Annotated in this window: 31 protein-coding genes; 12 read left to right on the top strand and 19 right to left on the bottom strand. The window is 60.8% G+C overall.

The features are described from left to right. Positions 1–145: 145 nt before the first annotated feature. Complete coding sequence (gene rpsI, locus QRN04_RS12765; RefSeq protein WP_284976397.1) at positions 146–652, bottom strand: 30S ribosomal protein S9; 507 nt, start codon at positions 650–652, stop codon at positions 146–148. 38 nt (positions 653–690) lie between these two features. Then, a complete protein-coding gene (gene rplM, locus QRN04_RS12760; RefSeq protein ID WP_024817563.1) occupies positions 691–1134 on the bottom strand; it encodes a 50S ribosomal protein L13 in 444 nt (147 codons plus the stop codon). Between the two features lie 318 nt (positions 1135–1452). On the opposite strand from rplM, the gene QRN04_RS12755 reads away from it, so the two are divergent. The 9 genes from QRN04_RS12755 to QRN04_RS12715 all read left to right on the top strand — a co-directional run bounded on the left by QRN04_RS12755 (position 1453) and on the right by QRN04_RS12715 (position 9454). Continuing rightward, the gene (locus QRN04_RS12755) at positions 1453–2097 is read left to right on the top strand and encodes a prepilin peptidase (protein ID WP_284976396.1); all 645 of its coding nucleotides are present in this window, start codon (positions 1453–1455) and stop codon (positions 2095–2097) included. 332 nt (positions 2098–2429) lie between these two features. After that, positions 2430–2624 carry a Flp family type IVb pilin gene (locus QRN04_RS12750; protein WP_284976395.1) on the top strand — a complete coding sequence of 65 codons (195 nt, stop codon included), beginning with the start codon at positions 2430–2432 and terminating at the stop codon, positions 2622–2624. 98 nt (positions 2625–2722) lie between these two features. Beyond that, positions 2723–3133, top strand: a complete 411-nt coding sequence (locus QRN04_RS12745; RefSeq protein ID WP_284976394.1) for a TadE/TadG family type IV pilus assembly protein — start codon at positions 2723–2725, stop codon at positions 3131–3133. Positions 3134–3141: 8 nt separating this feature from the next. Further along, complete coding sequence (locus tag QRN04_RS12740) at positions 3142–4161, top strand: pilus assembly protein TadG-related protein (RefSeq protein WP_284976393.1); 1020 nt, start codon at positions 3142–3144, stop codon at positions 4159–4161. Between the two features lie 54 nt (positions 4162–4215). After that, a complete protein-coding gene (gene cpaB / locus QRN04_RS12735) occupies positions 4216–4986 on the top strand; it encodes a Flp pilus assembly protein CpaB (protein WP_284976392.1) in 771 nt (256 codons plus the stop codon). Further along, positions 4983–6182, top strand: a complete 1200-nt coding sequence (locus QRN04_RS12730; protein ID WP_284976391.1) for a CpaE/TadZ family protein — start codon at positions 4983–4985, stop codon at positions 6180–6182. The genes cpaB and QRN04_RS12730 overlap by 4 nt, the downstream gene beginning before the upstream one ends. After that, on the top strand, positions 6179–7615 hold the full coding sequence (locus tag QRN04_RS12725; protein WP_284976390.1) for a TadA family conjugal transfer-associated ATPase: 1437 nt from the start codon (positions 6179–6181) through the stop codon (positions 7613–7615). The genes QRN04_RS12730 and QRN04_RS12725 overlap by 4 nt, the downstream gene beginning before the upstream one ends. Before the next feature lie 2 nt (positions 7616–7617). Next, positions 7618–8559, top strand: coding sequence for a type II secretion system F family protein (locus QRN04_RS12720; protein WP_284976389.1), 942 nt, complete (start codon positions 7618–7620; stop codon positions 8557–8559). A 10-nt stretch (positions 8560–8569) separates the two neighbouring features. Continuing rightward, a complete protein-coding gene (locus QRN04_RS12715) occupies positions 8570–9454 on the top strand; it encodes a type II secretion system F family protein (RefSeq protein WP_284976388.1) in 885 nt (294 codons plus the stop codon). Positions 9455–9603: 149 nt separating this feature from the next. Here the strand turns inward: QRN04_RS12715 and QRN04_RS12710 are convergent, their stop codons facing one another. The 8 genes from QRN04_RS12710 to QRN04_RS12675 all read right to left on the bottom strand — a co-directional run bounded on the left by QRN04_RS12710 (position 9604) and on the right by QRN04_RS12675 (position 14931). Beyond that, a complete protein-coding gene (locus QRN04_RS12710; RefSeq protein WP_284976387.1) occupies positions 9604–10494 on the bottom strand; it encodes a tRNA pseudouridine synthase A in 891 nt (296 codons plus the stop codon). A gap of 32 nt (positions 10495–10526) precedes the next feature. Further along, positions 10527–11072, bottom strand: a complete 546-nt coding sequence (gene rplQ, locus QRN04_RS12705; protein WP_284976386.1) for a 50S ribosomal protein L17 — start codon at positions 11070–11072, stop codon at positions 10527–10529. Positions 11073–11138: 66 nt separating this feature from the next. Next, complete coding sequence (locus tag QRN04_RS12700; protein WP_284976385.1) at positions 11139–12149, bottom strand: DNA-directed RNA polymerase subunit alpha; 1011 nt, start codon at positions 12147–12149, stop codon at positions 11139–11141. A 148-nt stretch (positions 12150–12297) separates the two neighbouring features. Beyond that, positions 12298–12699, bottom strand: a complete 402-nt coding sequence (gene rpsK / locus QRN04_RS12695) for a 30S ribosomal protein S11 (protein WP_014922380.1) — start codon at positions 12697–12699, stop codon at positions 12298–12300. 51 nt (positions 12700–12750) lie between these two features. Beyond that, positions 12751–13128, bottom strand: coding sequence for a 30S ribosomal protein S13 (rpsM, locus tag QRN04_RS12690; RefSeq protein ID WP_011775569.1), 378 nt, complete (start codon positions 13126–13128; stop codon positions 12751–12753). A gap of 195 nt (positions 13129–13323) precedes the next feature. After that, positions 13324–13437, bottom strand: a complete 114-nt coding sequence (rpmJ, locus tag QRN04_RS12685) for a 50S ribosomal protein L36 (protein ID WP_011775570.1) — start codon at positions 13435–13437, stop codon at positions 13324–13326. 72 nt (positions 13438–13509) lie between these two features. Beyond that, a complete protein-coding gene (infA, locus tag QRN04_RS12680) occupies positions 13510–13731 on the bottom strand; it encodes a translation initiation factor IF-1 (RefSeq protein ID WP_011775571.1) in 222 nt (73 codons plus the stop codon). Positions 13732–13956: 225 nt separating this feature from the next. Beyond that, complete coding sequence (locus QRN04_RS12675) at positions 13957–14931, bottom strand: P1 family peptidase (RefSeq protein ID WP_284976384.1); 975 nt, start codon at positions 14929–14931, stop codon at positions 13957–13959. A gap of 274 nt (positions 14932–15205) precedes the next feature. Here QRN04_RS12675 and QRN04_RS12670 point away from each other — a divergent pair, with 274 nt between their 5' ends. From QRN04_RS12670 to QRN04_RS12660, 3 genes are read left to right on the top strand one after another with little or no spacing between them, the layout of a single operon-like run. Continuing rightward, positions 15206–16195 carry a carbohydrate ABC transporter permease gene (locus QRN04_RS12670; protein WP_284976383.1) on the top strand — a complete coding sequence of 330 codons (990 nt, stop codon included), beginning with the start codon at positions 15206–15208 and terminating at the stop codon, positions 16193–16195. Continuing rightward, positions 16192–17091, top strand: a complete 900-nt coding sequence (locus tag QRN04_RS12665; RefSeq protein WP_284976382.1) for a carbohydrate ABC transporter permease — start codon at positions 16192–16194, stop codon at positions 17089–17091. Before QRN04_RS12670 ends, QRN04_RS12665 begins: the two co-directional genes overlap by 4 nt. A 57-nt stretch (positions 17092–17148) precedes the next feature. Continuing rightward, positions 17149–18495, top strand: coding sequence for an ABC transporter substrate-binding protein (locus QRN04_RS12660; RefSeq protein WP_284976381.1), 1347 nt, complete (start codon positions 17149–17151; stop codon positions 18493–18495). A 74-nt stretch (positions 18496–18569) separates the two neighbouring features. Here QRN04_RS12660 and map read toward each other — a convergent pair whose 3' ends face one another. From map to rpsH, 9 genes are all read right to left on the bottom strand, one after another. After that, entirely contained in the window at positions 18570–19397 is an 828-nt protein-coding gene (gene map, locus QRN04_RS12655) for a type I methionyl aminopeptidase (RefSeq protein ID WP_284976380.1), read from the bottom strand. A gap of 165 nt (positions 19398–19562) precedes the next feature. Further along, positions 19563–20132 carry an adenylate kinase gene (locus QRN04_RS12650; RefSeq protein ID WP_284976446.1) on the bottom strand — a complete coding sequence of 190 codons (570 nt, stop codon included), beginning with the start codon at positions 20130–20132 and terminating at the stop codon, positions 19563–19565. A gap of 5 nt (positions 20133–20137) precedes the next feature. Further along, positions 20138–21448, bottom strand: a complete 1311-nt coding sequence (gene secY, locus QRN04_RS12645; RefSeq protein WP_284976379.1) for a preprotein translocase subunit SecY — start codon at positions 21446–21448, stop codon at positions 20138–20140. 187 nt (positions 21449–21635) lie between these two features. Beyond that, positions 21636–22118: a 50S ribosomal protein L15 gene (gene rplO, locus QRN04_RS12640; protein WP_284976378.1), complete on the bottom strand. Its 483-nt coding sequence runs from the start codon at positions 22116–22118 to the stop codon at positions 21636–21638. Next, positions 22118–22324 (bottom strand): 50S ribosomal protein L30, encoded by a 207-nt coding sequence (gene rpmD / locus QRN04_RS12635; RefSeq protein ID WP_284976377.1) that lies wholly within the window; start codon positions 22322–22324, stop codon positions 22118–22120. The genes rplO and rpmD overlap by 1 nt, the downstream gene beginning before the upstream one ends. 2 nt (positions 22325–22326) lie before the next feature. Further along, on the bottom strand, positions 22327–23004 hold the full coding sequence (rpsE, locus tag QRN04_RS12630) for a 30S ribosomal protein S5 (RefSeq protein ID WP_284976376.1): 678 nt from the start codon (positions 23002–23004) through the stop codon (positions 22327–22329). A 29-nt stretch (positions 23005–23033) separates the two neighbouring features. Then, complete coding sequence (gene rplR, locus QRN04_RS12625) at positions 23034–23417, bottom strand: 50S ribosomal protein L18 (protein ID WP_284976375.1); 384 nt, start codon at positions 23415–23417, stop codon at positions 23034–23036. Between the two features lie 3 nt (positions 23418–23420). Continuing rightward, a complete protein-coding gene (gene rplF / locus QRN04_RS12620) occupies positions 23421–23957 on the bottom strand; it encodes a 50S ribosomal protein L6 (RefSeq protein WP_284976374.1) in 537 nt (178 codons plus the stop codon). A gap of 18 nt (positions 23958–23975) precedes the next feature. Continuing rightward, positions 23976–24374 carry a 30S ribosomal protein S8 gene (gene rpsH / locus QRN04_RS12615; RefSeq protein ID WP_284976373.1) on the bottom strand — a complete coding sequence of 133 codons (399 nt, stop codon included), beginning with the start codon at positions 24372–24374 and terminating at the stop codon, positions 23976–23978. Between the last annotated feature and the right edge of the window lie 50 nt (positions 24375–24424).

The following is a 24424-nucleotide window of genomic DNA, read 5'->3' as shown; positions in this document are numbered from 1 at the left end:
GAGAACGCTGGGACAGGGCGTGTCGCGGCCACCCCGACAGAATGGCCAATGCGTACCTGGAACAGGTGGCTTAACGGCGAAAGCCCGCCCCGCCGGAAGGGCGGAACGGGCTTTCGATAACCCCTTCGAGAGGGGTGCCAGCGAATTAACGCTTGGAGTACTGCTGGGCCTTGCGGGCCTTCTTGAGACCGGCCTTCTTACGCTCGATGACGCGGGCGTCACGGCTCAAGTAACCGGCCTTCTTCAGGGTGGCGCGGTTGTTGTCGACGTCGATCTCGTTCAGCGAGCGAGCGACACCGAGGCGCAGTGCACCGGCCTGGCCGGAGATGCCACCACCGTGGATACGGGCGATGACGTCGTAGGCGCCTTCGAGATCAAGGATCTTGAAGGGCTCGTTGACGTCCTGCTGGTGCAGCTTGTTCGGGAAGTAGTTGTCCAGCGTGCGGCCGTTGATGGTCCACTTGCCGGAACCCGGGATGACGCGAACGCGTGCAACGGCTTCCTTGCGGCGACCAACAGCTGCACCGGCAACGGTCAGTGCCGGGCGCTCCTTCTTGGGCGCATCTTCAGTAGATGTGCTTTCAGAGGTGTAGCTGGTGAGGGTTTCCTCGGCCTCGACGGCTTCGGCGGTCAGTTCTTCGTTCTGAGCCACGGTTCTCCTTGTAATGAAAAGTTGTTTGGTGGCCAGGACTACTGGGCGACCTGGGTGATTTCGAAAGTCTTCGGCTGCTGTGCAGCGTGGGGGTGCTCAGCGCCACGGTAGACCTTGAGCTTGCCCAACTGCTGTGCAGCGAGGGAGTTCTTGGGGAGCATGCCCTTGATGGCCTTCTCAACAGCGCGAACCGGGTTGGATTCCAACAGCTCGGCGTAGTTGACGGAGGTCAGGCCGCCCGGGTAACCGGAGTGGCGGTATGCCCGCTTCTGCTCCAGCTTGGCGCCGGTGAGGGCAACCTTTTCAGCGTTGATGATGATGACGAAGTCGCCCATGTCCATGTGGGACGCAAAGGTCGGCTTGTGCTTTCCGCGCAGCAGTGTTGCGGTCTGGCTGGCAAGACGACCAAGGACAACGTCGGTGGCGTCAATGACGTGCCACTGGCGGTTGATATCGCCGGGCTTCGGGGTGTACGTACGCACGGTTTTGCCTCGTTCTTGTTCTGGCGTTCATGTTTTAGGAGACACGCAGTGAGGCGTGTACCTACTATGTATGCGCTACCGGAGCAGAGGTGAGGGCTCTATGTACCAGTAATCCCAGGATCTCGAAATGCCTCTTGGGTTATTGATCCTGCAACTGGATCCCCGAGGAGGCATGTGTGATCGAGATAGGACACGCACAACGACTCTAAACAATACCTTCAACGGGGCGTCCGGGTCAAAATGGGGTATCTACCCTCGGGATACGCGTCCTCTGGATACGCGCCCAAGGGACTGAGCATCACAGCAAACGGAGAGCCGATGACCGACAACCCCGCCTTCCTGCTCGTTTCCGCCGCGGCCGGCATACTGCTCAGCCTGGGCACAGAGCTCGTGATCGCCCGGGCGCTCCCAAGGCTGGGCTCACTGCCTGATCTCAAGGTCCGGATCACGACGGCGGCCGCCACCGGCCTGCTGTTCGGCTTGCTCGCGTGGCGCTTTGGTTCGGCGCCTCAGCTGTTCGCGTTTCTCTTGCTCGCACTTGTCGGAGTGCAACTGTCGCGCATCGATTTCACCCTGCACCTGCTGCCCAATCCCCTTGTCTTGTTTCTCTTAAGCGGCGGATTGCTGCTTCTTTCGCTTGCCGCTTCCCTCTCTCCGGGGTGGCCTCAGCTGCTCCGGGCCCTCGCCGGCGGAGCAATATTGTTCCTTTCCTACCTGATTCTTGGACTTTTTTCGCCGGGCAGCCTCGGCATGGGTGATGTGAAGCTCGCAGCCCCGCTCGGAATGTACTTGGGGTACTTGGGTTGGGGGCAAGTACTCTACGGCGGCCTGCTGGGATTCGTGGTGGGCGGGGTACTCACGTTGCTGCTGTTACGGGTGGGAAACCGCGGAAATACACGGGAAACCGCGCATGGTCCGGCCATGTTGAGCGCGGCGCTGGGCGTCATCCTTTTCTTGAACTGACCTTACGAGTACTGACGATTTCAGCCGAAAAGCACCCCTGCCATCCGGCCTAAAATCCATAAGCACCCTTTCTTTTCCAAGTAGTCCACGGCTCCGCGTGCCCGAAAACTGAGTACTCCTCGCGTCCGGGCCGAGTACTCAGCGTCGGTCCCCTAGAGAAAATTTGAGTACGGCTACGCATTGTCCACCCGGCTCCCAGTGGGGAATTCTTATCTCATCGAATTCGAACCGCAAAAAAGGCTCAAGGGGAGATTCGAGAATCACGCAAATTCCGACAATTTGCTTGAACTTCAAATCGCGAATTCTAAATAATTCTCTGGGAAGGGTTTCCAATGTCTGCTCTTATGCTTTCCGTCACCTCGTTCATCGCCGGCGTCAAGTCCCGCCTCACCTCCGAGGAGAAGGGCGCCACCATGGTTGAATACGGCCTCATGGTCTCCCTGATCGCCGTCGTCGTGATCGCTGCGCTGCTGATCCTCGGTCCAGCCATCGCAGGCCTCTTCACCACAGTTGCCGGGCGCATCTAACCGGTCGCGGTCAGTTGACTGCGGCGGCAACCCTTTGCCGCCGCAGTCAACTGCTTAAGGGCACTTTCGTTGCATGGTTTTGGTTCTGGGAGACGGTCATGGCATCAAATAATAAAAAGGAACGCGGCGCAGTGGCCGTGGAAATGGCACTGCTCTTGCCTCTGCTGCTGCTGATCCTGATCGGGATCATGGAATTCGGCCGTGCCCTCAATGTTCAAATTTCACTGACGGAAGCAGCCCGAGAAGGTGCCCGGTATGCGGCAGTCAACTATAAATCCGGCGGCCTTAATGTCTCGGCAGATGCCTTGGCCGCAGCCCCTTCACTTAACGGCCTCGGCGTCGCTGTCAGCGACAACGCCAGCAGTTGCGCGCCTGGCTCGAATGTGACCGTGACAACCAGTGTTTCATTGCCTTCCATGTCCGGATTCCTGGATGCCGGGTTCTTCGGGGCCCCAAGCATCTTTCCGCTCAGCATGCGCGGGGTAGGGGTGATGAGATGCGGTGGCTAAGTCGCTACATGGAAAATGCCCTACCCGCCGAGGGGAAGGCTGACAACGAGCGCGGAGCAGCCACCATCATGGTCGCCGGACTTATGGTGGTGCTACTGGGTTTCGCAGCCTTGGTTGTGGACGTAGGGGCCTTGTACTTCGAGAAGGCGCAGCTCCAGAACGGAGCCGATGCCGCCGCCTTGGCCATTGCCACCGACTGTGCCGGCGGGCATTGCGGCAACAGTACCGCCACGGGGACCCAGTTCGCTGATAGCAACGCCAATGACAACACCAGCGGAGCCGTGGTTAGTTTCCCCTCGGGAACCACTGTCAAAGTGGTCACCAACTCACAGGACACGAGCGGCCAGAGCGGCTTCGGACTGTTCTTTGCGCGGGCGTTGGGAATCGATAGCGCCACAGTTGGGGCCACGGCTGAAGCATCGTGGGGAGCACCTTCAAAGGCCACAACCTTGCCGTGGACCGCGAGCGAGTGTGTTTTCAAGAAGTATCTTTCACCAACGCAGCTCGCATCGTTGACCTCCACGGGCAGCTTTAGCGGCGACCCGATTCCTACACATATCCTGCTTCGCTACGACACCAACGCGCCCACTGTCCCGGGCTGCGCAGCACAAAACGGCTACCAACCGGGCGGCTTTGGCTGGCTGGTGACTAACTCCGGATGCTCCACCGACATCTCAGTCAATGCCACGGTCAACGGGCAGCCGGGAAACCACTTCCCCAACGCTGCCACCTGCAATACGGTCCTCGCCCACATCATGGACCAGCCCGCCCTTATCCCGCTTTTCAGCAACGCGACCGGCAATGGGTCCAACGCCCGCTACACGCTGATTGGTTTCGCGGCGTTCAAAGTCACGGGCTACAAGTTCAGCGGTTCAGGCGCGGTCCTGGATCCCGCCGCGCCAGGTTGCACCGGCAACTGTCGCGGCTTACAGGGGTATTTCGAGCGATTCGTGTCCCTCGATGAAGGGATGACGGTCAGTGGAACCACCCCCAACTACGGAGCGTCGGTGGTCACGCTCATCGAGTAGCCGTTGGCTCAACGTCTACTCACCACGTTAGGAAAAACCGAAAGGAGATGCACAGTGAAAACACGCCTACTGGGAGGCATTGCAGCGCTGCTACTGGCAGTAATCGGTACCGTTTTGTTGGTTTCCTATGTTCAAGGAGCCGATAAGCGGGCGCAACAAGGGCTCAATCCCGTCACAGTCCTGGTCGTCAAGGAACGTATACCGGCCGGAACCAAGGCCGAAGAAATAGGTTCCAAAGTCAAGACTGAAACACTGCCCCAATCAGCCGTAGCGCAGGGCACTATCAGCGCACTCAGCGGCCAGACGGGCAAAGTTGTCTCCGCGGATCTGCAGCCCGGAGAGCAACTACTGAGCGCCAAGCTCGTGAGCCCCAATGAATTGGTGCCGGGAACTGTCCCTGTGCCGGCCGGCTTACAAGAAGTCACCTTTCTCTTGGCACCTGAGCGCATTCTTGGTGGCCGGCTCGAAGCAGGTAACACCGTGACTGTCTTTTCGTCCTTTAAGTTGGACGGCGACATGCCTGCAGGTGCCGATCTTCCTGCCGAGGCCAAAGGGTGGAAGGAATACACCAAGCTCCTGAATCATGACGTCATCGTGACCGCAATCCAGCAAGCAGCGCCCGACGCACAGAAGAAGTCGGCAACATCCGACCAAGCGGTCGCCCTGCCGAACGGTTCCGCCTACGTCACCTTCGCTGTCAGCGACGCCAACGCCGCGAAGATGGTGTTCGGCGCCGAGTTTGGAACGTTGTATCTATCCAAGCAGACAGACAAGACAACCAAGAGCGATCCCCCCGTCACAAACCTGGGCGGTGAGCTGAAATGAGCCGCTTCGTAGCCATTACGGCCGTCCGCGATTTTGAGAGCCGCGTGCGCCAGGCCATCACCGGTGCATTGCATGGCGAACTTCAAACCCTCTCGCCCGACGTCCTGCAAAGCGGCACCGAGGATGTCTTCAGCCAGCTGACGGGAGCGCCGCCGGAGGTCATTGTCCTGGGCCCTGGGGTTAACCCCGATGACGCACTGAAACTGGCTACCGTGTTGGACCTGCAATACCCCGAGATCAGCCTGCTGCTCGTGGCCGACCCCAGCCCCGAGATCGTGCTCCGGGCGATGCATTCAGGGATCAGGGACGTGGTAGCGCCCGAAATCGAGGTCAACGAGCTTCGGGTTCTCCTTGAACGCGCGTGCTTGGCCGCTGCCAGCAGGCGGCGTGGTATGCAGCCTGCCGCCGAATCAGGTCAGCAGCGGGGACGCGTTATCGCCGTGATGTCACCGAAGGGCGGCGTGGGAAAGACAACGGTGGCAACGAATCTTGCAGTGGGGTTGGGCGCCTTAGCTCCGATGCGTGTGGTCATCGTGGACCTTGACCTGCAGTTCGGCGATGTCGCTTCCGGGCTTCTGCTTGAACCCGAGCACACCATCACCGAGGCCGTGCATGGGCCGGCGTCGCAGGATTCCATGGTTCTCAAGGCCTTCCTCACCGTGCACCCGGCAGGAATCTACGCCCTGTGTGCACCTCAGAAGCCCTCCGACTCCGACTACATCACGGCAGACCACGTCACCCGGCTGATCAACCAGTTGGCAACAGAGTTTCAATATGTGGTGGTGGACACTGCTCCCGGTCTTGGTGAGCACTGCCTTGCCACGTTGGAAATCGCAACCGACGGCGTGTGGGTATGCGGCATGGACGTTCCCAGTGTTCGGGGGCTTCGGAAGAGCTTCAGCGTGCTGAAGGAACTCCAACTCCTTCCTCAGGGCCGGCACATGGTCTTGAACTTTGCTGACCGAAAGAGCGGCATCACGGTACAAGATGTTGAAGCCACGGTCGGGGTGCCGGTGGACGCTGTCATTCCGCGTTCCCGGAACCTTCCCTTCTCTACCAACCGCGGCATCCCCGTCCTCCAGGGAAACACCCGTGACTCGGCAACCAAAGGGCTCAAAAAGCTCGTTGCGCGTTTTGATCCGCGCACGGAATCCCTACCGCAGAACAAGCTGCACAGGAGGGTGGTGGTGTCATGAAGCTCTCGGAACGGCTCTCAAAAAATAATCCCTTGGCCGTGCCTGACGCCTTGAACTCTGATGAAGCCCCGGCATCGGTGCAACCGCACCTACCGGTACAGCCACAAGCCCCAATGCTCGGCGGAGTCCCTACAACTCCGGTCGTGGATGCCTTGGCCGGGCTGAAGCAACGTGCCGCCTCGGCTTTGTTCGAGCGGATGGGAAGCCGCATAGGCGACTCGTCGTCGTCGGAAGAGGAACTCAGGTCCTTTGCCGTCGATGAGCTGTCAGCGGTTATTGACGATGAACAGGTCCCACTTTCCCCTGAAGAGCGCCGGCGCCTCATCCGCGAAATTGCCGATGAGGTCATGGGTTTCGGCCCGTTGCAGCGTTTGCTCGAAGATCCGTCGGTCACCGAGGTGATGGTCAACCGCTTTGACCAGATTTACGTCGAGCGCCACGGCCATTTGGCGTTGACGGATCTGCAGTTCAGTTCCGATGGGCACCTGAGGAAGGTCATCGAGCGCATTGTATCCAAGGTGGGGCGCCGCATTGACGAATCATCACCCCTGGTTGATGCACGTCTGGAGGACGGCTCTCGCGTTAACGCCATCATTCCGCCCCTGGCGGTCAATGGACCGTCGTTGACCATCAGGAAGTTCAGCCACGTCCCGCTGACGGTGCGTAACCTCATCGAGTGGGGCTCGGTAAGCCAAGAGATGGCGGAATTGTTGAGTGCATGCGTTCTGGCACGCCTGAACATTATTGTCTCGGGCGGAACGGGTACCGGAAAGACGACTCTGCTCAATGTGCTGTCGTCGTTCATTCCGGAATCGGACCGGGTTGTCACCATTGAAGACGCGGTGGAGCTGCAACTGCAGCAGCGTCACGTGGTGCGCCTGGAAAGCCGGCCCCCGAACATCGAGGGCAAGGGTGCGGTCACCATTCGGGACTTGGTCCGCAATTCCCTCCGCATGCGGCCGGACCGAATCATCGTGGGTGAAGTTCGTGGCGGAGAGTCCCTTGACATGCTGCAGGCCATGAACACCGGCCACGACGGTTCACTGTCAACGGTCCACGCGAACTCTCCCCGGGACGCTATTTCCCGCCTGGAAACCTTGGTGCTGATGGCAGGGATGGACCTTCCACTCCGGGCGGTTCGGGAACAGGTGTCATCCGCGGTCGACCTCATCGTCCAGGTGACCCGCTTGCGTGACGGGAGCCGCCGCGTCACCCACGTGACGGAGGTGCAAGGCATGGAAGGAGACGTCGTCACCCTCCAAGACGCCTTCCTGTTCGACTACTCTGCCGGCTTGGACGCCCAAGGACGTTTTCTGGGCAGGGCTCTACCCACCGGCATCAGGCCCAGGTTCATGGACCGCTTCGCGGAACTGGGTATCTCCGTCTCCCCAGCAGTATTTGGGGTTGGCCCTACCTCTGCAGCGAGGCGATAACCATGGACAATCCAGCCCTGCTCGTTGCAGCGATCGGCCTTTGCCTCGGCGCCATCCTGGTGCTGTTCTTCGTTGTTCTGAAGCCAACCAACGGCACTATTCCGTTGGAAAGGCGGCGCGAGGGCACACTGCCCGATGATTCGGTCCTTGGCCGCGTTTCCCAATCGGCAGTCCAGGCCATGGATACTGCCCTGGGACGCTCAGGTGGGCCGTTCAACCGCGAAGTTCTCTACAATGCCGGCGTCCACCTAAGCCCCGCCGACTTCACCGTCATGGTTGCTTTTGGAACCATTGTGGTCGGCGTGGCGGTGACGTTCCTCATCAACGTCTTCTTCGGACTCCTGCTGGCGTTAGCCACTCCGTTCATAGTGAAACTTGTCCTTGCCTTCAGGAGCGGGAAGCGCCGCGCAAAGTTCGAAAGCCAACTTACTGACATCATTCAAATGCTCATTGGCGGCCTCCGGGTAGGCCACACCATCATGCGGTCATTCGAAGCTGTAGCCCAAGAGGCGGAAGCGCCTGCCTCTGAAGAACTGTTCCGGATCGTCAATGAAGTGCGAATCGGCCAGGACCCTCGCCAAGCCGTGGAAGATTGCGCCGCCCGCATGGAAAGCGATGACTTTCGCTGGATTGGCCAAGCAATCCAAATCAATCGGGAGGTCGGCGGTGACTTGGCCGAAGTGTTGGCACAAGTCGCGGGGACCATCCGGGAGCGCAGTGAAATCAAGGCCCATGTCAGGGCACTCAGTGCCGAAGGAAAGATGTCTGCCTACATCCTCATGGCCTTGCCGATCGGCGTCGGCCTCCTGCTGACCCTCATGAACCCGGGATACATGTCGGTCTTCGTGCAGAATCCGTTGGGAATCGCCATGTTCATTGCCAGCGCGGTCCTGTTTGTCGTCGGCGGTTTCTGGATGAGCCGCACCGTGAAGATCAAGTTCTAGGAGGATCGTCGTGACTATCATCGCCTGGCTGATCATCGCCGTCATCATCATCCCGCTGGCTTACTTTGCCTGGTCCCTGGCAACCATCGATCGCAAGGGCATGGTTGCCATCCACAGCAACCTGGGCTCTGGGTTCAGCAATGGCTCGGGGGTGACAATCCAACGCCCACCACTGATGCTGGGGATCGCTAGGAAACTCACCCCTGGAAGCTACGAAGCCAAATTGGATCGATGGCTCGCCTTAGCTGGCCGTCCGCAATGGATCCCGCTGACAAAGCTGATTGCCATCAAGCCGATTCTGGCGGCCGGCGGTTGCGCCGCGGGCCTGCTGTTACTTGCCGCCAGCCAGAGCCCACTGGCTATTGGACTCGGGCTCTTTCTGACAGTCTTCCTGTATTTCATACCGGACTTGTTGGTCTACAACACAGGCCTCAAGCGGCAGGAAGCCATCCAGTTGGAGTTCCCCAACACACTGGACCAGATGCTCATTTCAGTAGAAGCAGGCCTGGGGTTTGAAGCTGCCATGGAGAGGGCCTCTACATACGGAGGGGGCCCGCTGGCACAGGAACTGCTGCGGACGCTTCAAGACATCCAAGTGGGCCGTCCTCGGCAGGAGGCCTACACCGCCTTGGCCGATCGTTCCACCGTGGCTGACGTTCGCAGTTTCGTCCTGGCCGTCATCCAGGCCGATAAGTACGGTATCGGCATCGCGAACGTACTTCGTGCCCAAGCCAAGCAGGCACGCGTCAAACGCCGTCAAATCGCCGAGGAAAAGGCCATGAAACTACCCGTCAAGGTGCTCTTCCCGCTACTGTTCTCCATCTTTCCGGTGCTCTTTATCGTCCTTCTGGGTCCAGCCGTCATCAAGATAATGCACGTTTTCACCACCTTGTGATCCTGCCCTCCGGGGAGATAGACCGGCTGTCCGCGGATCCCAGACCATGGGCAGCCAATCGGCCCCCTTCCGGTACCCAGAGCCGGGAGGGGGTCCTCCACGTTTCGTCCCGGTGTAGGGCAAATCCGGTACCGGGCAAATGCCGCGCTCTACTCCCGGCGCGCCCGGGTCAGCTCAGCCCTGGCCAGCAACTCGCTGTCCGATGGGTACGCGACCTCCTCCAGCACGAGCGGGTGGGGTGCGGCCAGGATCGACTTGGCATCGCGCTTGCGTTCCACAAGGCGCTCAAGCAACCATCCCGGTGACTCCAGGCCCTCCCCCACACGTAATGCCGAGCCCACCAAGGACCGCACCATATTGTGGCAGAAGGCGTCCGCCTGAACGGTGGCGAGAATGACGCCGTCGGGCCTGCGCGCGAAGGAGAACTTCTGCAACTCCCGGACGGTAGTAGCACCTTCCCGTGGCTTGCAATAGGACCGGAAATCGTTCAGGCCCAACAGTGCATGTGAGCCCTCGTTCATAGCGTCTACATCCACAGCGGACTTGTGCCACAGGGTTATCCCGCGCAGCACCGGATCCCACCGTTCGGGCCCGTCAGCGATGCGGTAGCTGTACCTACGCCACAACGCCGAAAACCTGGCGTCGAAACCCTCCGGCGCCAGGCCGGCGTCGTGCACTTCCACCGCACCGGTGAGCTCGCCGAGGATGCGGCTCAAGGCGCCGCGGAGCCGCCGTAAAAGAGCGACGGCGGGATCAAGTTCATGCCCGCGCGGAAGCGCCAACCACTCAGCTTCGGAGACGTCCAAGTGGACCACCTGGCCCCGGGCGTGGACACCGGCGTCGGTCCGGCCGGCAACGGTCACACGGACCGGGCGCTGGAAAAGGAGCGCCAAAGCTTGCTCGAGTGAACCCTGCACGGTTTGCCGGCCTGGCTGGAGCGCCCACCCGCTGAAAGGGCCGCCGTCATACGACAGGTCCAGCCGGACACGCAAAAACCCGCTGCCCCCCATAACGGGGGCAGCGGGTTTTCGTTCGTTCATAGACCCAAGTCTACTGGGAAGAATTCAGTGAATTACTTCGCGTCCTTAGCGGCCGGAGCCTCTTCGGTGTCAGCAGCTTCAGCCTCAGCAGCCGGAGCCTCTTCGGTTTCGACAGCTTCGGTCTCTACAACCTCTTCCTCAGCGGCCGGAGCTTCGGCAGCCGGAGCAGCCTTGGCAGCAGCGGCGGTTGCTTCAGCAACAACGGCCTGCTTCGGGGAAACGGGGTCAAGGACGAGCTCGATGACAGCCATGGGAGCGTTGTCGCCCTTGCGGTTGCCGATCTTGGTGATGCGGGTGTATCCACCATCGCGGTTGGCAACGGCGCCGGCGATGTCGGTGAACAGCTCGTGGACAACGCCCTTGTCGCTGATCAGGCCGAGAACACGACGGCGGGAAGCGAGGTCGCCACGCTTGGCGAAGGTGACCAAACGCTCTGCGTACGGCTTGAGGCGCTTGGCCTTGGTGACCGTGGTGGTGATGCGCTTGTGCTCAAACAGAGCAGCTGCCAGGTTCGCGAGCATCAAGCGCTCGTGAGCCGGGCCGCCTCCGAGGCGCGGACCCTTAGTGGGGGTAGGCATAGTTATTTCTCCTGTTATGTAAGCCGAACAGGTCCATCGCTGAACCGATCGGCCAAGATCTGCTGGTTAGAGCTCGTCGTCGCTGAACGCGGCGTCGTCCTCTTCGATGGCTGCGGCACGGGCTGCGAGATCGAAACCGGGAGGGGAGTCCTTGAGGGACAGTCCCAGTTCCACGAGCTTTGCCTTGACCTCGTCAATGGACTTCGCACCGAAGTTACGGATGTCCATCAAGTCAGCCTCGGAGCGGGCAACGAGTTCACCCACGGAGTGGATGCCCTCACGCTTGAGGCAGTTGTAGGAACGGACCGTGAGGTCCAGATCCTCGATCGGCAGAGCCATGTCAGCTGCCAGGGCAGCGTCGGTGGGCGACGGGCCAATCTCGATACCTTCAGCTGCGGTGTTCAGCTCACGAGCCAGACCGAACAGTTCCACCAAGGTGGTGCCTGCGGAAGCGACAGCATCGCGCGGAGCGATTGCCTGCTTGGTCTCGACGTCGACAATGAGCTTGTCGAAGTCGGTGCGCTGCTCAACACGGGTAGCTTCCACGCGGAAAGTTACCTTCATGACCGGCGAGTAGATCGAGTCAACCGGAATACGGCCGATCTCGGAGTCGCCGGACTTGTTCTGAGCTGCCGAAACGTAGCCACGTCCACGCTCGATGGTCAGTTCGAGTTCGAACTTGCCCTTCGAGTTCAGGGTGGCAATGTGCAGATCCGGGTTGTGGAATTCGACGCCGGCCGGCGGTGCGATGTCCGCTGCCGTGACGACTCCGGGGCCCTGCTTGCGCAGGTAAGCAACAACCGGCTCATCGTGCTCGGAGGAAACGGACAGGTTCTTGATGTTCAGGATGATCTCGGTGACATCTTCCTTGACACCCGGAACCGTGGTGAACTCGTGCAGCACGCCATCGATCCGGATGCTGGTTACAGCGGCACCGGGAATGGAGGAGAGCAGGGTACGGCGGAGTGAGTTGCCCAGAGTGTAGCCGAAGCCCGGTTCCAGCGGTTCAATGATGAAACGGGAGCGGTTCTCGGAGACTACTTCTTCGGACAGGGTGGGGCGCTGTGCAATGAGCACTTAGGTTTCCTTTCGGCGAGCATCCGCTATATGACGCAACACAGGTGGTGGAAATCGGCTTCGGTTTCCAGCCTTGCCGGCCGGGCCATGCTGATGAGGGTCGAAACCATTCACAGCGAGGCCCGGCCGGCAGGCAGGGAATACCTAATTAGACGCGGCGACGCTTCGGGGGGCGGCAACCGTTGTGGGCGCTGGGGGTGACGTCCTGGATGGAGCCAACCTCGAGGCCAGCGGCCTGAAGCGAACGGATTGCGGTTTCGCGTCCGGATCCCGGGCCCTTGACGAATACGTCAACCTTGCGCAGACCGTGCTCCTGAGCGCGCTTTGCAGCAGCTTCGGCAGCCATCTGGGCAGCGAACGGGGTGGACTTACGGGAGCCCTTGAAGCCAACCTCACCGGCAGAAGCCCATGAGATGACAGCACCGTTCGGGTCCGTGATGGACACGATGGTGTTGTTGAACGTGCTCTTGATGTGCGCCTGGCCAAGCGCAATATTCTTCTTATCCTTGCGACGCGGCTTACGAACCGCTCCACGAGTCTTCGGGGGCATTGTTTCTCCTACAGAAAGTTATCGGGGGAAAACCAGGTCAATCCCGAGGGATTAACGTCCGGCCTTCTTCTTGCCGGCGACGGTGCGCTTCGGGCCCTTGCGGGTACGAGCGTTGGTCTTCGTACGCTGTCCGCGTACGGGCAGGCCCTTGCGGTGGCGCAGGCCTTCGTAGCTGCCAATCTCGACCTTGCGGCGGATGTCAGCGGCTACCTCGCGGCGAAGGTCACCCTCAACCTTGTAGTTGCCTTCAATGTAGTCACGCAGCTGGACCAGCTCGGCGTCAGTCAGGTCCTTGACGCGAACGTCAGCGCTGATGCCGGTGGCAGCCAGGGTTTCGTGTGCACGGGTCTTGCCCACGCCGTAGATGTAAGTAAGCGCAATTTCCAACCGCTTTTCGCGGGGAATGTCTACGCCAGCGAGACGAGCCATAGTGGCGGTACTCCTTGAATAAACCGGAGGTCGTAGGCAGTACACCCACACGTGCTGTGTGGCCCCAGCCTCCGACCGGGGGTTCGCTGACCAGGCTCTGTCATGCAGTCCTGGCACAGCTTGTGCTGCCTTTATTTACTTGCGTGGGCTAGCAACCCAGGTTTGCCCTTTCGGGCGCTGATTCCCTGGCGGGAATTAGCCCTGGCGCTGCTTGTGGCGCGGGTTCTCGCAGATCACCATGACCCGGCCATTACGGCGGATCACTTTGCACTTGTCGCAGATCTGCTTGACGCTCGGCTTGACCTTCATGGCGTTCCTTTGCGTGATTTAGCAGTTGATCTGCTGGAGCAGCTGGGCATTTCTGCCTGGCCGCCCAGCAATTTACTTGTAGCGGTAGACGATACGACCACGTGTGAGGTCGTATGGGCTTAGCTCCACCACTACGCGGTCCTCTGGGAGAATCCTGATGTAGTGCTGACGCATCTTCCCAGAGATGTGTGCGAGAACAACGTGCTTGTTGGTGAGCTCAACGCGAAACATCGCGTTGGGCAGCGCCTCAGTCACAACGCCCTCGATCTCAATGACCCCGTCCTTCTTGGCCATACCCTCCGCTAACTGTTGTTTGCCGCCGTCCCCCGGTTAGGCACCGAAGATCCAGCGGACGTTTTTTGTTTGTTTGGTCGTCTTGGGTCCACGACACTCCTGCGCGCGACGCCGATGAAGGCGACACTGAAAAGGGCGTGGCTGTACAGACAACCAACAGACAACTCTACGCCAATGCCGCATGAATGTTAAATCCGGCCATGGTAGCGCACCTGTCCGCCGTCGTCACTCCCCTGCGGGCCTGAATGCCGGGAAATCACCGGCCGTGGTCGAGACGTTTTCCGCTGCCATGACGCCGTCGAGGATGGCCAGCCGGGCCGCTTCCGCAGCTGCGCTCTGCAGCGTGATGAGCGAGATCTGCCGTGCCTGTTCGGTGCTGCGGTCAAGCACGACGCCGCCCGTCGCCAAGGCGAACACGGTATCTCCGTCCGCTAGCGTATGGGACGGATCGAGCGCCCGCGCCACACCTGCGTGCGCCGCGGAGGCGGTCCGCTTGCACTCGGCCGCATCCAAGACTGCGTTGGTGGCAATCACCACGAGAGTGGTGTTGAGGCCCCCCGGACCCGGCGCCCCATGCGTGCTCGGACTCGGGCGCGCACTGGCAGGCGTCAATCCCAGCGGCGCCCCCAGTGCATTGACTACGGCGATGGCACCAACGATAACCGGACCTTCCGCGGAAATCTTCTCCAGCGTGAGCGACGAGGTGCCCACCCCGCCCTTGTACTGCCCACGGGCTATGACCGCACCCGTGCCGGCACCGACGTTTCCACGTTCGACGGCGGCGTGGTCGCCTGATGCGAACGCCGCCGCGGCAGCCTGGTAACCCATGTCCGCGCCGGGTCGCGCGTTCACGTCACCGCCACGCCCGAGGTCAAAGATTGCGGCGGCCGGAACAATCGGCACCACGGTTCCGGGCACTGCGAACCCTCGGCCCTGTTCCTCGCACCAGAGTTGGGCGCCTGTTGCGGAGGCCAGTCCAAAGGCGCTGCCGCCCGTGAGCACCACGGCATCAACGGTGGGCACGAGCGTTGTTGGATCCAGCGCATCGGTTTCATGCGTCCCCGGGCCGCCCCCGCGCACGTCGACGGAGCCTACTGTTCCGGGCGGAGGAAGGACCACAGTGACGCCACTGAGCCAGCCGTCGTCGTGCTTCTGCACGTGCCCAACCCGGACGCCCGGTACGTCGGTGATTGCATTCATGGCTCCATTCTCCACTGGGGCCACCGGCTGTCCACCGGAGAGTCTCCATTAGTCGAGCGCTCCTCTCCTGGGCAGATCCCCTGGCGCAAACGGGAGCCCAACCTCATTTCCGAACATGCGGGGAACGCACGGTAAACAATCGTGGAAGCGTACGACAACTGTCGCTACGCTGGCCGGTTTTGGTGCTACTGCGCTAGTGCGGCGTGATGAGCTAGGCCTGTCCCGCCGCCCCGATCCGGGAGCCGGCCACCACAACCCAACCCGTGAGCGACCCATGACTACCCGACAGATTCACAGCAGCAACAGCCCTGTGCCTCTCGGCCAGCCGAACGCCCAGACGCGGACCCCCTCTCCTAGCGACGACGCCCGCCGCAAACGCAATGGCTGGTCGCGCCGTACCCGCAGGGACTTCGTGGTCTTCCTCGCCCTGGCCTTGCCCAACCTGATATTGATTGGGACGTTCACTTACTGGCCGCTGATCAACAACATGTACTACTCAACCCTTGACTGGACCTTGGGCTCCGCCTCGGCCACGGTGGTGGGCTTCGGGAACTACATCGACTTCTTCACCGGTTCCGATGCTTCCAACGTCTTGGGCACCACCGCCGTCTTCACCCTGGTGACCGTGGGTGGCTCGATGGCACTGGGACTCCTGATCGCGGTTGCCCTCAACTCGAAGGTCCGCGGCACCACCTTCGCGCGCTCCGCCGTCTTCGCTCCCTACGTTCTGAGCGGCGTGGGAGTCGGCCTTGTCTGGCTATTCATCTTCGATCCCGGTTACGGCGTGCTCGCTTGGATCCTTCGTGGCCTCGGCCAGCAAAGCCCGGAGTGGATCAACGATCCCCAACTTTCCCTCGTGATGGTCATCATCGTCTACATCTGGAAAAACCTCGGCTACTGCGCCGTTGTGTATCTCGCCGGACTGCAGTCCCTTCCCAAAGACGTCATGGAGGCAGCATCGCTGGACGGGGCCAGCGGTCTTCGGCGCTTCATGAGCATGTCCGTTCCGCTGCTCTCCCCCACAACGTTCTTCCTGCTGATCACCACGATGCTTAGTTCACTGCAGGCCTTTGACCTCATCCGGATCATGACTCCGCTGGGCGCGGGTACAAGCACCCTGATCTACGAGGCCTACCTACAGGCTTTCGGGGCCTATAACCGCGCCGGGTACAGCGCCGCCATCTCGGTGGTCCTCTTCGCCCTCCTGCTCATCATCACCGTGCTCCAGTTGCGGTTCGTCGAACGGAAGGTGCACTACTCATGAGCACGCTGACGCCACAACAGAACGCAGCTCCGGAGGTGATGGTGGAGCGCGCCCGTCCGTTCTCCCGGAAGAACCTCGTCCAAACACTCGCGGGAGGTTACCTTCCCCTCCTCGTGGCCACGTTGGTGGTGGTCCTACCGTTGTTGTGGATGGTCCTGAGCTCCCTGAAACAGCCGGGCGAGATCGTCACAACAGACCTGAAGATCTTGCCCCAGGGCGTGAACCTGGAGAACTACCGCGCAGCTATGACCACGGTGCCGTTCGCCCAGTTCTTCCTCAACAGCCTCATCGTCACCACGGTGGGCTCCACCGTGAAAGTAGTCCTGGCGATCCTCACCGCCTACGCGCTGGTCTTTGTCCGATTCCCGTTCAAGAACGTCATCTTCGTTCTCATCTTGGTGGCGCTGATGGTGCCACCGCAGGTATCCATCCTGCCCAACTACATCCTGATCTCGGGACTGGGCGGGAAGAACACGCTCTGGGGAATCATCCTTCCGGGCCTTGGTACAGCTTTCGGTACCTTCTTGCTCCGCCAACATTTCCTGACGCTTCCTGCCTCCATCTTGGAAGCAGCCGAGATCGACGGCGCAGGCCACTGGCGGCGGCTCTGGCAAGTGGTGGCACCGGTATCGCTTCCTTCCATCGCGACGGTGGCTCTGGTGACCGTGGTCAGCGAATGGAACGACTACATCTGGCCACTGATCATTACCGACCGCCCTGAAACCATGACCCTTCCGGTCGGCCTGACGCTCCTTCAAAACTCTGAAGGAAACGGCGCCGGGTGGGGAATCCTGATGGCCGGCGCCGTTCTGGTGATCATCCCGATCCTCCTCGTCTTCGCGGCACTGCAGCGCTACATCGTCGCCGGCCTCACCCAAGGCAGCGTGACCGGCTAGGCCTCCATCACATCCATCGCATCGATCTACCCCTGAAGATTCTTGAAAGGAAGCATTGTGAACACCCAACTTGACCGGCGCCACTTCCTGGGCCTCGCAGGCCTGGGCGCCAGCGCTGTTGCCCTCGCGGCCTGCGGCGGCCCCTCGACGTCGGCTCCGGCTGCAACCGTCGACGCATCCACTGTCGACTTCACCGGCGTGAAGCCGGCCGGCTCATTTGATTTCTGGACGAGCCACCCGGGACAGTCCATGGACGTTGAACGGTCCATCATCGACAAATTCCACGCGAAGTTTCCGGATATCAAGGTGAACCTGGTAACCGCCGGTGCCAATTATGAAGAGATCGCGCAGAAATTCCAGACCTCGCAGGCTGCGAAGTCGACGCTCCCCGGCCTCGTGGTCCTCTCGGACGTCTGGTGGTTCCGCTACTACACCAACGGCAACATCATCGCCTTGGACGGGCTGCTGAAGCAGTTGAACTTCGCCATGGACGATTTCCAGAAGTCCCTCGTGGCTGACTACAAGTACGCGGACAAGCAGTGGGCGCTTCCCTACGGCCGTTCCACGCCGCTCTTCTACTACAACAAGGACCACTTCAAGGCCGCCGGGCTGCCTGACCGGGCACCGAAGACATGGCAGGAATTCGCCGACTGGGCACCGAAACTCCAAGCGGCCTCCGGCGCCAAATACGCCTACATGTATCCCGCCTTGGCCGGTTACGCGGGCTGGACCCTGCAGAACAACCTCTGGGGCTGGGGCGGCAGCTGGTCCGACGGTTGGAAAATCACCTGCGATTCCACCGAGTCCGTTGCTGCCCTTCAATGGGCACAGGACTCCGTCTACAAGGACAAGTGGGCCGGCGTCTCCTCGAAGAACGCGGCGGACGATTTCTCGGCAGGTATTACGTCGACCACCATTTCCTCCACCGGTGACCTCCTCGGCGTGCTGAAGTCCGCCAAGTTCAACGTCGGAGTCGGCTTCCTGCCCGGCGGCCCCAAAGCGGCGACGAACGTCTGCCCCACGGGCGGCGCGGGCCTTGGCATCCCCAGCGGTGTCACCAAGGAAGTGCAGCTCGCCGCTACCACCTTCCTGAAGTTCATGACGGAACCGGAAAACACCGCAGCATTCTCCGCAGCCACCGGTTACATGCCTACCCGGCATTCCGCGGACATGTCCGCTGTCCTTGCCAAGACGCCCCAGATCAAGACGGCAATGGACCAACTCGCCGTTACCCGGGTCCAGGACAACGCGCGAGTGTTCCTTCCCGGCGCCGACCAAGAGATGGCCAAGGCCGCCGCGAAGATCCTCACCCAGCAAGGTGACGTCAAGGCAACCATGACCGACCTCAAGGGGACGCTGGATGGGATCTACACCAAGGACGTCAAACCCAAGTTGAAGGCCTGATCGAGTCTCTTAACTGGCAGTAGTGGTGGCGCCCAAGTCTGGGTACCACCACTACTGCCATTTTTCATCTCCTGCTACGGGATCGGGACTGGCACGACGCCGAGTGGCGCCAAGCGTTCAGCGCCCCCGTCCGCTGCGGACAGCACCCAGATGCCCTGTTCGTGAACTGCTACCGAATGTTCCCACTGGCAGGACCGTTTCCCGTCTGTGGTCACCACTGTCCAGTCGTCCTCCAACGTGGCGGTTTCGATACCGCCACGAACGAGCATCGGTTCAATCGCCAGGCACAGGCCGGGCCGGACCTTCGGCCCACGGTGTCCGGTGCGGTAATTCAGGACGTCCGGAGCCATGTGCATCTCCGAGCCGATGCCGTGGCCCACATAGTCCTCCAAGATGCCTAAGGGCTTGCCGTGCACGGACGACACGTAATCATCGATCGCATTGCCGATGTCACCCACGAACTTGCCCGTGGCCAAGGCAGCAATACCCCGCCACATGGCTTCCTCGGTCACATCCGAGAGCCGCTGGTCCTCAGGATCCGCCGTGCCTACGATGACCGTCCTGGCGGAGTCAGAGTGCCACCCGTCCACAATGCAGCCACCGTCAATGGAGATGATGTCTCCGTCCTGGAGCACGCGGTTCCCCGGGATGCCGTGCACCACCTCCTCGTTGACGGAGGTGCAAATGGTAGCGGGGAAGCCGTGGTAGCCGAGGAAGTTGGATTTCGCACCGGCATCGCTCAGCACGGCAGCGAACACCTCATCAAGGTCTTTGGTGGTGACACCGGCCTTTGCCGCCGCTACCGCAGCGTCCAGTGCACGGCTCAGGACGAGCCCGGCTTGGTGCATGATGCGCATCTGCTCATTGGTCTTGTACTCAATGCGGGGCTGACCGAACGCCATGATCTCCTCTGGATGGTTTACTGCGGGGACCGATCAGGCGCCGCGACTAAGACCATTTTCCCGTATTGGGGAGCGTGGCCGAAATTAAGGAAGGGCGTGCCCTGCACGGTTAGTGCGGAGCACGCCCTTTTTCCTCCGTGGCCAAGGCCCACGGCGGGGAGCTACTTAGACTGCTTTGGCCGACTCAATGGCTGTGAGGACGCGCTCGGTAACTTCATCGATACCGCCGATGCCATCGACCTTGGTGAGGATGCCGCGCTCGGCATACTTTGCAACGACGGCTTCAGTCTGACCGTGGTAGAGGTCCAGGCGATGCCGGATAACAGCTTCGTTGTCATCCGAACGGCCAGTTTCCTTCGCACGGCCCAACAGCCGGGCTACCAGTTCCTCGTCGTCGGCAGTCAGCTGGAGCACGACGTCGAGCTCCTGCTGGCCGTCTGCGAGGATCTGGTCCAGGTAGTCCACCTGCGCGGTGGTGCGCGGGTAACCGTCCAGCAGGAAGCCATTCTCGGCGTCGGGCTGGCTCAGCCGGTCGCGAACCATGTCGTTCGTGACGCTGTCCGGAACGAAGTCGCCGGCGTCCATGTACTTCTTCGCTTCGATACCCAAGGGAGTTTCACCCTTGACGTTGGCGCGGAAGATGTCGCCGGTTGAGATGGCGACGACGCCGAGCCGCTCGGAAATCCGTTCAGCCTGCGTACCTTTCCCCGAACCGGGAGGTCCTATGATCAGCATTCTCGTCATCGCAAAAGCCCTTCGTAGTGACGTTGTTGTAGCTGCGCATCAATCTGCTTGACAGTCTCCAGGCCAACTCCCACCATGATCAGGATTGAGGTGCCACCGAAGGGGAAGTTCTGGTTGGCATTGATCAGGACGAGCGCGACCAGCGGGATCAGCGCCACGAAGCCCAGGTACAGGGCTCCCGGCAAAGTGATTCGCGAAAGCACGTACTGCAGATAGTCCGCGGTCGGTTTACCCGCCCGGATGCCCGGAATGAAGCCACCGTACTTCTTCATGTTGTCCGAGACTTCTTCAGGGTTGAAAGTGATCGCCACGTAGAAGTAGGTGAAGAACACGATCATGAGGAAGTACAAGGCCATGTAGATGGGGTGGTCGCCACGGGTGAGGTTGTTGTTGATCCACTCGACCCATGGAGCCATCGGCTCCCCTGCCTTCGGCTGGTTGAACTGCGAAATCAGTCCGGGCAGGTAAAGCATGGAGGAAGCAAAGATGACAGGCACGACGCCGGCCATGTTCACCTTGATGGGAATGTAGGTGCTGGTGCCGCCCACAGTGCGTCGCCCGATCATGCGCTTGGCGTACTGCACCGGAACGCGGCGCTGCGACTGCTCCACGAAGACCACTAGCGCCACGGTGAGCAAACCAATGGCCAACACCAGGAAGAAGGTACCCGGGCCCTTGGACTCCCAAATGGCACCCAGCGAACGCGGGAACCCAGCTGCGATGGAAGTGAAGATGAGCAGCGACATGCCGTTGCCCACACCCTTTTCGGTGACCAGTTCACCCATCCACATGATCAAGCCCGTACCGGCCGTCAGTGTGATGATGATGAGGATCGTGGTGATGATGCTGTCATCGGGAATGATGTGCAGGTTACAGCCCGGCAGCAACTGGCCGGACCGTGCCAGGGAGACCAAGGTGGTTGCGTTCAAGAGGCCCAAGGCGATGGTGAGGTAGCGGGTGTACTGCGTCAGCTTTGACTGGCCCGAGGCCCCTTCCTCATACAGCTGCTGGAACCGGGGAATGACCACCCGGAGCAGCTGCACGATAATGCTCGCCGTAATGTAAGGCATGATCCCCAGAGCGAAGATCGAGACCTGCAGCAACGCGCCGCCGCTGAACAAGTTCACCAGCTGGTAGATGCCCTGCGAGGTGTCACCGGTGTTCAAGCATTGCTGGACATTCTGGTAGTTCACACCAGGCGAGGGGATGAAAGCTCCCAAGCGGAAGATTGTGATGATTGCCAGCGTGAACAACAACTTGCGTCGCAAATCAGGCGTCCGAAACGCCCGGCCGAATGCGCTTAGCAAGCGTCCTCCTGAGTAGAAAGTACAAGGGTGTGGATGGGCTCAATGAAACCCAACAACCGAGTCTAACCGCTTGTGCCGCCGTCGCAATAATCGAGAGTCCACAGCCACGCAAAAAAATCCCGGCATACGGGGCCGAAGCCCCGCATACCGGGATTCTTTTCACAACGGGTGTTCACCCCACTAGCTCCTAGAGAGCAGTGGTGCTTCCGCCAGCTGCGGCGATCTTTTCCGAAGCGCTGGAAGAGAAAGCGTGGGCGGTGACGTCAACCTTGACGGTGATGTCGCCGGTGCCCAGCACCTTCACGGGCTGGTTCTTGCGAACCGCACCCTTTGCAACCAGGGACTCCACGGTGACAGTGCCACCTTCCGGGAACAACTCGTTGAGCCTCTCCAGGTTTACAACCTGGAACTCAACCCGGAACGGGTTCTTGAAGCCGCGCAGCTTCGGGAGGCGCATGTGCAGCGGCAGCTGGCCGCCGGCAAAGCCAGCCTTTACCTGGTAGCGGGCCTTCGTACCCTTGGTACCGCGACCAGCGGTCTTACCCTTGGAGCCTTCACCACGACCAACACGGGTCTTGGCGGTCTTGGCACCCGGGGCGGGACGCAGGTGGTGGACCTTCAGAGTGTTCTGCTTCTCAGCAGCCTCTGCGGCCGTCTTGTTCTCTGCCATTACTTCGCCTCCTCTACATTCACGAGGTGCGGAACCGTGTTCAGCATTCCAACAGTCACGGCATCAGCGTTGCGGACAACAGTGTGTCCGATGCGCCTGAGGCCCAGTGACCGAAGGGTTGCCTTCTGGTTCTGCTTGGCGCCGATGACGCCCTTGATCTGGGTGATCTCCAACTTGGCGTCGGAGGGAGTCAGGTTCTTAGCCATGACTAAACACCTGCCTTCTGGTTCTGGAGCGCGCGCACCAGAGCAGCAGGAGCAACCTCGTCCAGCGGCAGGCCACGGCGGGCAGCCACGGAGGCGGGCTCTTCGAGCTGCTTCAGAGCGGCAACAGTCGCGTGAACGATGTTGATCGCGTTGGAGGAACCGAGCGACTTGGAGAGGATGTCGTGAATACCGACGCACTCCAATACCGCGCGGACCGGACCACCGGCGATAACACCGGTACCGGCGGAAGCCGGACGCAGCAGGACAACGCCTGCAGCAGCCTCACCCTGCACGCGGTGCGGGATGGTGCTGCCAACGCGGGGAACGCGGAAGAAGGACTTCTTGGCCTCTTCGACGCCCTTTGCGATAGCAGCGGGAACTTCCTTGGCCTTGCCGTAGCCAACGCCGACCATACCGTTGCCGTCACCGACGACGACGAGAGCGGTGAAGCTGAAGCGACGACCACCCTTGACGACCTTGGCAACACGGTTGATGGTGACAACGCGCTCTACGAACTGGCTCTTCTCGGCTTCGCGTCCACCGTCGCGGCCACCACGGCCACCACGGTCGCCACGGCCCTGGCCACGGTCGCCACGCTCGCCACGACGTCCGCCGCGGCGGTCATCGGCAGCGGGTGCCGTCGCGGTCTCAGTTGCTTCAGCAGCTACAGCTTCAGTCACCTGAATGTCCTTTTCGTTATTTTCAACGGTCACAGTGCCAGCCCACCTTCGCGAGCACCGTCAGCGACGGCGGCGATGCGGCCATGGTACTTGTTACCGCCACGGTCGAAGACGACAGCTTCGACGCCTGCGGCCTTGGCACGCCCGGCAACGAGCTCACCAACGCGCTTGGCCTTGGCAGTCTTGTCTCCGTCGAATGCGCGGAGGTCAGCTTCCAAAGTGGAAGCCGAAGCCACGGTTACACCCTTGCTGTCATCGACAACCTGGACGAATACGTGGCGTGCCGAGCGGTTGACGACCAGACGAGGACGTACAGCCGTTCCGCTGATGCGCTTGCGGATACGAAGCTGGCGACGGCTGCGTGCAGCAGACTTGCTCTTGTTCGAACGCTTCTTGTTAATTGCGATGGCCATGGTTTACTTACCAGCCTTTCCGACCTTGCGGCGGATGACTTCGCCGGCGTAACGGACACCCTTGCCCTTGTAGGGGTCGGGCTTGCGCAGCTTGCGAATGTTGGCAGCAACCTCGCCGACCTGCTGCTTATTGATACCCGCAACAGAGAGCTTGGTCGGACCCTCTACTACGAAGGTGATGCCTTCGGGTGCAGAGACGTTAACCGGGTGGCTGTAGCCCAGAGCGAACTCCAGGTCAGAACCCTTGGCCTGAACGCGGTAACCGGTACCGACAATTTCAAGCTTCTTCTCGTAGCCCTCGGTAACGCCCTGGATCATGTTGGCGATCAGGGTGCGGGTCAGGCCGTGCAGCGAACGCGAAGCGCGCTCGTCGTTCGGGCGGGTGACCGTGAGCGTGTTCTCTTCCAGGGCAACCTCGATCGGGCTGGCCACAGTGTGGCTCAGCTCGCCTTTGGAACCCTTGACGCTGATGACGGAGCCATCGAGCTTGACCTCAACTCCGGCAGGAACGGTGATGGGGAGACGTCCAATACGTGACATTATTCTCTTCCTTTCCCGTTACCAGACGTACGCGAGGACTTCGCCGCCCACGCCCTTCTTGCCGGCCTGCTTGTCAGTCAAGAGGCCGGAAGAGGTGGACAGGATTGCGATACCCAGGCCACCGAGCACGTGAGGCAGGTTAGTGGACTTCGCGTAGACGCGCAGGCCGGGCTTGGAGATGCGGCGGACGCCAGCGATGGAACGCTCGCGGTTCGGACCGAACTTCAGGTCGAGGGTCAGCTTCTTGCCAACCTCGGCGTCTTCTTCCTTCCAGCCGGCAATGTAGCCTTCTGCCTTCAGGATGTCAGCAACGCGTGCCTTCAGTTTGCTGTACGGCATGGACACGGAGTCGTGGTATGCCGAGTTTGCATTGCGCAGACGCGTGAGCATGTCTGCGACAGGATCTGTCATAGTCATTTGGGCTATAGCCCTTCCTCGTACCGGTTTCCGTAGCGCTTGCTCCGAGG

The sequence above is a fragment of the Arthrobacter sp. efr-133-TYG-104 genome, assembly GCF_030208915.1.
Classification (GTDB): Bacteria; Actinomycetota; Actinomycetes; order Actinomycetales; family Micrococcaceae; genus Arthrobacter.
This window is presented reverse-complemented; position numbering and strand designations above follow the sequence as displayed.